At 67.2% G+C, this 7084-nt stretch carries 9 protein-coding genes; 4 read left to right on the plus strand and 5 right to left on the minus strand.

Annotation, left to right across the window (positions count from 1 at the left end):
* The 4 genes from AC1DO7_RS37800 to AC1DO7_RS37815 all read right to left on the minus strand — a co-directional run.
* Positions 1 to 431 (minus strand): AMP-binding protein (locus AC1DO7_RS37800; RefSeq protein ID WP_477117329.1); only part of this gene is annotated, 431 nt, incomplete at its 3' end.
* 131 nt (positions 432 to 562) lie between these two features.
* On the minus strand, positions 563 to 1525 hold the full coding sequence (locus AC1DO7_RS37805; RefSeq protein WP_441615207.1) for a cyclase family protein: 963 nt from the start codon (positions 1523 to 1525) through the stop codon (positions 563 to 565).
* Positions 1526 to 1864: 339 nt separating this feature from the next.
* Positions 1865 to 2317 (minus strand): type II 3-dehydroquinate dehydratase, encoded by a 453-nt coding sequence (locus AC1DO7_RS37810; RefSeq protein WP_477117330.1) that lies wholly within the window; start codon positions 2315 to 2317, stop codon positions 1865 to 1867.
* A 24-nt stretch (positions 2318 to 2341) separates the two neighbouring features.
* Positions 2342 to 3724 carry an MFS transporter gene (locus tag AC1DO7_RS37815; protein ID WP_441615203.1) on the minus strand — a complete coding sequence of 461 codons (1383 nt, stop codon included), beginning with the start codon at positions 3722 to 3724 and terminating at the stop codon, positions 2342 to 2344.
* Between the two features lie 227 nt (positions 3725 to 3951).
* Between AC1DO7_RS37815 and AC1DO7_RS37820 the strand changes: the two genes are divergently transcribed.
* On the plus strand, positions 3952 to 4734 hold the full coding sequence (locus tag AC1DO7_RS37820) for an IclR family transcriptional regulator (RefSeq protein WP_441615202.1): 783 nt from the start codon (positions 3952 to 3954) through the stop codon (positions 4732 to 4734).
* A 22-nt stretch (positions 4735 to 4756) separates the two neighbouring features.
* Here the strand turns inward: AC1DO7_RS37820 and AC1DO7_RS37825 are convergent, their stop codons facing one another.
* Positions 4757 to 4999, minus strand: a complete 243-nt coding sequence (locus AC1DO7_RS37825; protein ID WP_441615200.1) for a hypothetical protein — start codon at positions 4997 to 4999, stop codon at positions 4757 to 4759.
* Between the two features lie 160 nt (positions 5000 to 5159).
* On the opposite strand from AC1DO7_RS37825, the gene AC1DO7_RS37830 reads away from it, so the two are divergent.
* The 3 genes from AC1DO7_RS37830 to AC1DO7_RS37840 all read left to right on the plus strand — a co-directional run.
* The gene (locus tag AC1DO7_RS37830) at positions 5160 to 5501 is read left to right on the plus strand and encodes a PepSY domain-containing protein (RefSeq protein ID WP_441615198.1); all 342 of its coding nucleotides are present in this window, start codon (positions 5160 to 5162) and stop codon (positions 5499 to 5501) included.
* A 49-nt stretch (positions 5502 to 5550) separates the two neighbouring features.
* A complete protein-coding gene (locus tag AC1DO7_RS37835) occupies positions 5551 to 6228 on the plus strand; it encodes a response regulator transcription factor (RefSeq protein WP_441615196.1) in 678 nt (225 codons plus the stop codon).
* Positions 6229 to 6231: 3 nt separating this feature from the next.
* Positions 6232 to 7084, plus strand: an 853-nt coding sequence (locus AC1DO7_RS37840; protein ID WP_477117331.1) for a sensor histidine kinase, incomplete at its 3' end; no start/stop codon positions are given.

Raw genomic sequence — 7084 nt, forward strand, 5'->3', positions numbered from 1 at the left:
GCCTCGAACAGTGGCTTCACCACCTCCGCGTAGAGCGATTCGTGGCAGATCAGCGCCCTGGCGCCAGAGTCCGCCAGCACCAGACGCAGTTCGCGCGCACGGTTCATGGGGTTGACCGGCACGGCGATGGCGCCGAGTTTCCAAGCGGCAAGCAGGCCGATGACGAACTGCGGCACGTTCTGCAGATAGAGCGCGACCCGTTCGCCGCGCGCGCAGCCGCGGGCAGACAGCGCCACCGCCAGCGCGTCGGAGAGTTCGTCCAGCTCGCCATAGCTGAGCGTGGCGTCGAAATAATGGATCGCCGGGCTGGCGGGCGCGCGGCGCGCGGCGTCGCGGAAGATCGACAGCGCGTCGGTGTACTGCGGGGTGATGGCGTGCGGCTGTCCCGGGTTGTAGCTCGACAACCAGGGCTTGGCTTCGTAAGGGGTCATGAGGTACCTCGATTGGCACGGCTGCCGGATGCCCAATGCCGGATGCAGCGCGGACGGCATCCGGCAGCCATTGACGGCGGTTGCGGGAGGAACGCAGGCCGGCGCACGGCCGGCGTCGGCGGCAAGCTTCCTTACTTGATCACCACCGGATTGACCGGCGCGCCGCTACCGTTGACCACCTTGAGAGGTGCCGCCGTGTAGAGGAAGGTCCATTGCTTGTCTTCCGCGCAGTCGTCAGCCAGCGGGTCGAGCTGCGCGATCTCGGTCAGCGTCACGCCGAGGTTGCGCATCAGCGCATTATGCAGCGGCAGGACCACGCCCGATTCCGGATCCACCGTGACCTCGTTGGCGATCGTGTCGGTGACCAGATTGGGGATCTCCATGCGATGGAACCATTCGACCAGTTCGGGGCTATAGGTCAGGCCCGGTTCGACGAAATTGCGGTAGAACTCGGCCTGGTCGCGCTTGTAGAACGAGCCGATCCAGCCGGTGCGGACCACCAGGATGTCGTGCTTCTCGATGCGCACGCCCTGGGTTTCGGCGGCAGCCAGCAGGTCATGGTGGGTAAAGGTCTCGCCCGGGTCCAGCACCGCCTTGCCGCGATGGCGCGCCATGTCGATCAGGACGCCGCGCCCCACCACCCCGCGCTCGGCGATGGGCAGCACGCTGGCTTTTTCCAGTCCGCCGATGGTGGACCTGGCATCGAATCCGTTCCACAACTGGTCGCCGTACCAGACGTGGCCCAGCGCGTCGTACTGGGTGGAGCCCTGCAGGTACATGATCATCATGTCGTCGGCGTACTCGGCCTCGCCGGGAAACTTCGGGCCCTTGCCGCACAGATAGTGGCCCTTGTCCATCACGTTGAGGCGGCGCGCCTGCGAACGCCCCGGCCAGACCGGATCGCCGGCGGGATTGCCCATCTGGATCTGCAAGGTGAAGGTCTTGCCCGAGCGCACCGATGCCACGCCGCGCAACACCTCGGCCCGCGTGAGGTAGTTCAGCGAACCCACCTCGTCATCGGGGCCCCATTTGCCCCAGTTCTTCGGCGCATCGCGCAACAACTCGGCTACCAGCGGGGCGTTTTTTGATTCCATGCCTGTCTCCTGTCTGAATGACCTTGCGAGAGAGAATGACCCGGAAGATGAACGCATCGCACCGGCCATGCCGCTCGCGCATGGTTGGTCATGCGCCAGGCAAATAAATAAGAACGGTCGTACGTTTTTTATTGTTGGCTCAGTTTAGGACCCGGGACGGGACGTTGTCCACACATGGAAACCCGTTCGGAAACTGCCTAAGGCGAGTGGTCCGCTCCCGGGACCTCGCCGAAGTTCAGGGCGCAGTTCCCGAAGCAAGGACGCAACGCCTGGCGCGATCGCACGCAAGCGCGGGGCCGGCGGCGCATCCGGTCGAGGTAGGCGCAGCCGGCCCCCAATTTACTGGCTGGCGGACTTGCGCAGCGCCGTGGCCATGGCCTGCATGGCGACCAGGTAGCCATCCACGCCCAGCCCGCAGATCACGRCCGTCGCCGCGCGCGAGATCAGCGAATGCCGGTGCGTTTCTTCCCGCTTGTGGATATTGGTGATGTGCAGCTCGATCACCGGCCGATGGATCAGCCGCACGGCATCGAGCACCGGGATCGAGGCGAACGAGAAGCCGGCCGGGTTGATGATCACGCCGGCGTCGCGCTCGAACGCCTCCTGCAGCCAGTCGACCAGCGTGGCTTCGCTGTTGGTCTGGCGGAACTCGCAGGCGAGTCCGAGCGAGTCGGCCAGCGCCTCGACCTGCTGCCGGACTTCGGCGAGGGTCGTGGTGCCATACAGGTGCGGCTCGCGCTTGCCCAGCATGTTGAGGTTCGAGCCGTTCAATACATAGACGAGTTTGGACATGATGGTGTTCGGAACGCTAGAAATTCAGTGAGTCTTGCTGATGCCGGGCTGCGCGAAAGGCTCGCGGCCGACGATATTCGCGGCGGGGTCGACCGCGGGATCGACACGGTTCATGTCGATGCCGAGCGTTTCCGGCGCGGTCAGGATCATGGCCAGTGAGACCAGGTTGAACACCGCGCAGACGGCCACCACGCCCCACGGAGAGCCATTGCACACCGCGAGCAGCCACACGGCTACCACCGGCATCGGGCCGCCGGCGATCAGGTTGGCGCCGGTATAGGCCAGCGCGGAGCCCGAGTAGCGCACATTGGTAGGGAAGGCTTCGGCGAATGCAACCGGCTGGATGCCGCTCTGGAACTGCGTGAAACCGAGGAAGAGGCCCATGATCGCCAGCATCGGGACGAAGCTCTTCGTGTCGAGGATCGCGAAATACACGAACAGGATCAGCAGCGTGGCAATCGAGCCGATGGCCAGCGCCTTCTTGCGCCCGATCTTGTCGCTGAGCATGCCGCCCGCCATCGCGCCGAAGATGGCGCAGACGTTGGCGCCCATCAACAACAGGAAGCCAGTCTGTTTCGGTACTGCGAGCGTCTTGGTGATGTAGCTCAGCGAGAACACCACGATCAGGTAGAAGATCGCCGCCGGGCCGCAGAAGAACAGCATCCAGCGGATCACGGTCTTGTAGTGGAAACGCAGGGCATCGCGCAGCGGATTGCCGGCTTCGGCCACCTGCGTCTTGCGCAATTCGACGAACGCCGGCGTTTCGCTGACCTTGAGGCGGATATAGACGCCCACCACCACCAGCACGAAGCTCAGCAGGAACGGAATGCGCCAGCCATAGGATTCGAAGCCATCGGCCGACATGGTCGACGCCAGCAGCAGCAACACCCCGTTGGCCAGGATCTGGCTCAGCGGCGAGCACAGGCCCAGCAGGCCGGAGTACTTGCCGCGACGGTCCGGGCTGGCGTGCTCGATCGCCATCAGTTGCGCCCCGGTGGACTCGCCGCCGAGCGCGAAGCCCTGCAGGATGCGCAGCGCGACCAGCAGCACGGGTGCCCACACGCCGATCTGCATATAGGTCGGCAGCAGGCCCATGAGCACCGATGACAGCCCCATGATCGATACCGTGCCCAGCATGAGATTGCGGCGCCCGAGCTTGTCGCCGAGATGCCCGCAGATGATGGCGCCGAGCGGCCGGGCCGCCAGGCCCACGCCGAACGTGGCCAGCGACGCGAGCAGCGCCGAAGTCGGATCCATCGCCGGGAAGAACAGCTTCGGCAGGATGGTCGCCGCCAGCGCCCCGTACAGCGTGAAATCGAACCATTCCAGCGCGGTGCCGATCGTGGCGGCCGTGACTGCCCGCGTGCGCATCGCCGCGTGTGAATGGTGCTGGGTCTCGTCAATCATATTGTCTCCTTCAATCCGTCATGCTGCGGGTCGAATGCCTCGCATGCTCTCACCAGGGTGTCCTTGGCCCGTCGCCATGCCGGCCGGCCCAGTGAAACCATCGTAGCAGCAGTTGTGGAACCGCATTCCAAAGTGGAATCTCTTGTTGTATTATGAAATGACGATGCAAGTAATTGTGGATTGAGGCGGCCGCCTGCCGCTGCCGCGCACCACGGAAGGAGAACGCCATGTCAGGCGTGATGGAACGAACGCTGGGAATCCTGGAATATCTCGCGACACAGGTGGAAGGCACGCCACTTGCCGCCATCGCGGACGAACTGGATATTCCGCGCAGCGCCTGCCACCGCCTCCTGACCGACCTCAAGACCTATGGCTACGTGCGCCAGTTGCGCGAACACGGGGATTACGTACTGACGACCAAGCTGGTCGGCCTCGGCCTGGGTTTCCTGGCCACGGCCGGCATCGTCGACATGGCGCAGGCGACCCTGGACCGGCTGGCGGAGACCTCGGGCGAACTGGTGCGGCTGGCGATCGTCGACGGCGACCGGCTGACCTGGGTAGCCAAGGCACAAGGCGCGCTCAAAGGCCTGCGCTACGACCCGGACATGGGCATGGACACGACCCTGTCCTGCAGCGCGACGGGGCACGCCTGGATGCTCACGATGAGCGACGAGCGCGCGCTGGAACTGGTGTCGCGGCAGGGCTACGGACAGCCCCGGGAATACGGGCCGAATGCGCCGACCACGGTCAAGGCCCTGCTCGCCTTCATCCACGCCGCGCGCGAACGCGGCTACGCGACCATCAACGAAGTCTTCGCGCCCGGCATGACGGCGATGGCGGCGCCGGTGCAGCGGCGCGGCCATCCCGCCATCGGCGTGATCAGTATTGCCGGCCCGCTGATCCGGCTCGACGAGAAGCGCATGGCGAGCCTGGGGCCCGCGCTGCTTGCGGCGGCGGCCGAACTCGCGGCGGCCAGCCACACTTCGCCGCTGTTCAACCGGGGGCGCTGAACGCAGGCGGAGCCGGCTACGCTTACGCGTCGAGCCCGAAGGCAAGCACCGGCCCAAGCACCAGCGCGCCAAGCAGGATCATCGACAGCCCGCTGTCCAGATGCTTCCACTCGTGCAGCACCGCATGCGCATCCACCTGCGCCCAGAACGGCGCGACCACCCCGAGCAGGACTGCCAGCACCGCACCGGCCAGCAGGAGCGCAGCGCGCGTGCTGCCGTCGCGGCGGCGGGAAGGGCTATCATGGGTGACGCGAATGCCTTGCATGGCCTGGCTCCTGGAATGCGGTGACGATGAATGGGTTCATTCTGACGGCCGCTCCCTGAACCAAGCCTGAGTACGGCATTCAGCTTCCGTTCAGGCAAGACTCCGCACACTGCGCCCGATGAACCCCCGCTCTCCCGCACGCCTTCCCGCCCGCAAGCCCATGCTCGCCCGCGCTCCGCGCGCGCTGCTGCCGTTGCTCGCCGCGCTCGCGCTGCTGGGCGCGGTGCCGCCCGCGCGTGCCGACAATGACGCCGACCGCGCGCGCGCCGCGGTGCAGTCCGGCCAGATCCTGCCTCTCTCGCGCATACTTGAGACAGTCTCCGCGCAGTTCGCGGGCGACGTGATCGGCGTCAAGCTCGACCGCGACGACGGTATCTGGCAGTACGAGGTGAAGTTGCTGCTGCCCGGTGGCTCGGTCGCCAAGCTCGAGTACGACGCCAGCACCGCGACCCTGCTCAAGGCCAAGGGACGCGACCTCGACCAGGCCCGCAAGAAGCCCTGAAGACACCCTGAAGACACCCCGCATACCCCCTGACAACACCTGAGCCCGCATGCGCATCCTTCTGGTGGAAGACGAAGCCACGCTCACCGCCCAGATCCACGCCAGCCTGGTCAGCGCCGGCTATGCCGTGGATACGGCCGCCGACGGCCTCGACGGCTGGCACCTCGGCGCCCAGGAGCCCTACGACGCAGTGGTGCTGGACCTCGGCCTGCCCGGGCTGGACGGCTTGTCCGTCTTGCGCCGCTGGCGCGCTGCGCAGGTCAACGTGCCGGTGCTGATCCTGACGGCGCGCGACAGCTGGACCGACAAGGTCGAAGGCATCGACGCAGGCGCCGACGACTACCTCGCCAAACCCTTTCGCATGGAGGAGTTGCTGGCCCGCATCCGCGCCCTGATCCGCCGCGCCCATGGCATGCCCGCGCCGGAGCTGGCCTGCGGGCCGGTGCGGCTGAACGCGCGCACGGGCGTGGCCACCGTGGACGGTGCCGCGGTGGTGCTGACGGCGCATGAGTTCAAGGTGCTGGACTACCTCATGCATCATCCGGGCGCCATCGTCAGCAAGGCGGCGCTGACCGAGCATATCTACGCCCAGGATTTCGACCGCGACAGCAATACCATCGAGGTCTTCGTCGGCCGCCTGCGGCGCAAGCTCGGCGTGGACGTCATCGAAACCGTGCGCGGCCAGGGCTACCGCCTGCGCCCGCCGCCCGCCCCCGCGGCGCACTGAGCCATGCGCCAGTCCCTGGCAATCCGGCTGCTCGCCGTGGCGGCAATCTGGCTGGTTGCCGCGCTCGGCGGCACCGGCTGGCTGCTCTCCACGCTGTTCGCGCGCCACGTCAACCAGACCTATGTGCGCCAGCTCGACAACCAGCTCACCAGCCTGGCCGCCGCGCTGGACTGGAGCGCCGACGGCAAGCTCACGCTGACGCGCGCGCCGGCCGATCCACGCTATGAATTGCCCTACTCCGGCGCCTACTGGCAGGCGCAGTCCGGCCGCGCCACCTTGCGTTCGCGCTCGCTGTGGGATGCGGAAATGCCGGCCACGGTGGGCAACCGGGTGGCGGGCAGCCACGCCGAGATCCGCCCCGGGCCAAACGGACAATCGCTGCTGGTGGTGTCACGCCCCATCGTGCTGGCTTCGGCCGACACGCCCGTGACGCTCTCCGTGGCACTCGACCGCACTGAGCTGAGGGCCGCGCGCCAGGCCTTCAACCGCCTGCTGGGCTGGTCCCTGACCGCGCTGGGTGCCGGCTTGCTGCTGGCGGTGGCGGCCCAGGTGAAGTTCGGCCTGGCCCCGCTGGCGCGCCTGCGGCAAGCGCTGGCCGCCATGCAGGCGCGTCGCGAAAGCCGCCTGGGCGGCACGTGGCCATCCGAGGTGGTGCCGCTGGTGACCGAGATCAACACCCTGCTCGCGCGCAACGCCGATGCGCTGGCGCGCTCGCGCCGCCAGGCCGCCGACCTTGCCCACGCCGTCAAGACGCCGCTGGCCATCCTGGCCAACGAGGCCGGACGGCTGCCCGGCGAGGCGGCCCGCGCCGCCGCCGCGCAGGTCGAGGCCATGCGCCGCCAGGTAGACCGTCACC

The organism is Cupriavidus sp. 05N40, from assembly GCF_056397305.1.

Bases quoted from the DNA above. Each gene is read 5' to 3' on its own strand.
- AC1DO7_RS37825 (WP_441615200.1), bottom strand. From the start codon at position 4,999: ATGCAAGGCATTCGCGTCACCCATGATAGCCCTTCCCGCCGCCGCGAC.
- AC1DO7_RS37815 (WP_441615203.1), bottom strand. From the start codon at position 3,724: ATGATTGACGAGACCCAGCACCATTCACACGCGGCGATGCGCACGCGG.
- AC1DO7_RS37805 (WP_441615207.1), bottom strand. From the start codon at position 1,525: ATGGAATCAAAAAACGCCCCGCTGGTAGCCGAGTTGTTGCGCGATGCG.
- AC1DO7_RS37835 (WP_441615196.1), top strand. From the start codon at position 5,551: ATGCGCATCCTTCTGGTGGAAGACGAAGCCACGCTCACCGCCCAGATC.
- AC1DO7_RS37830 (WP_441615198.1), top strand. From the start codon at position 5,160: ATGCTCGCCCGCGCTCCGCGCGCGCTGCTGCCGTTGCTCGCCGCGCTC.
- AC1DO7_RS37820 (WP_441615202.1), top strand. From the start codon at position 3,952: ATGTCAGGCGTGATGGAACGAACGCTGGGAATCCTGGAATATCTCGCG.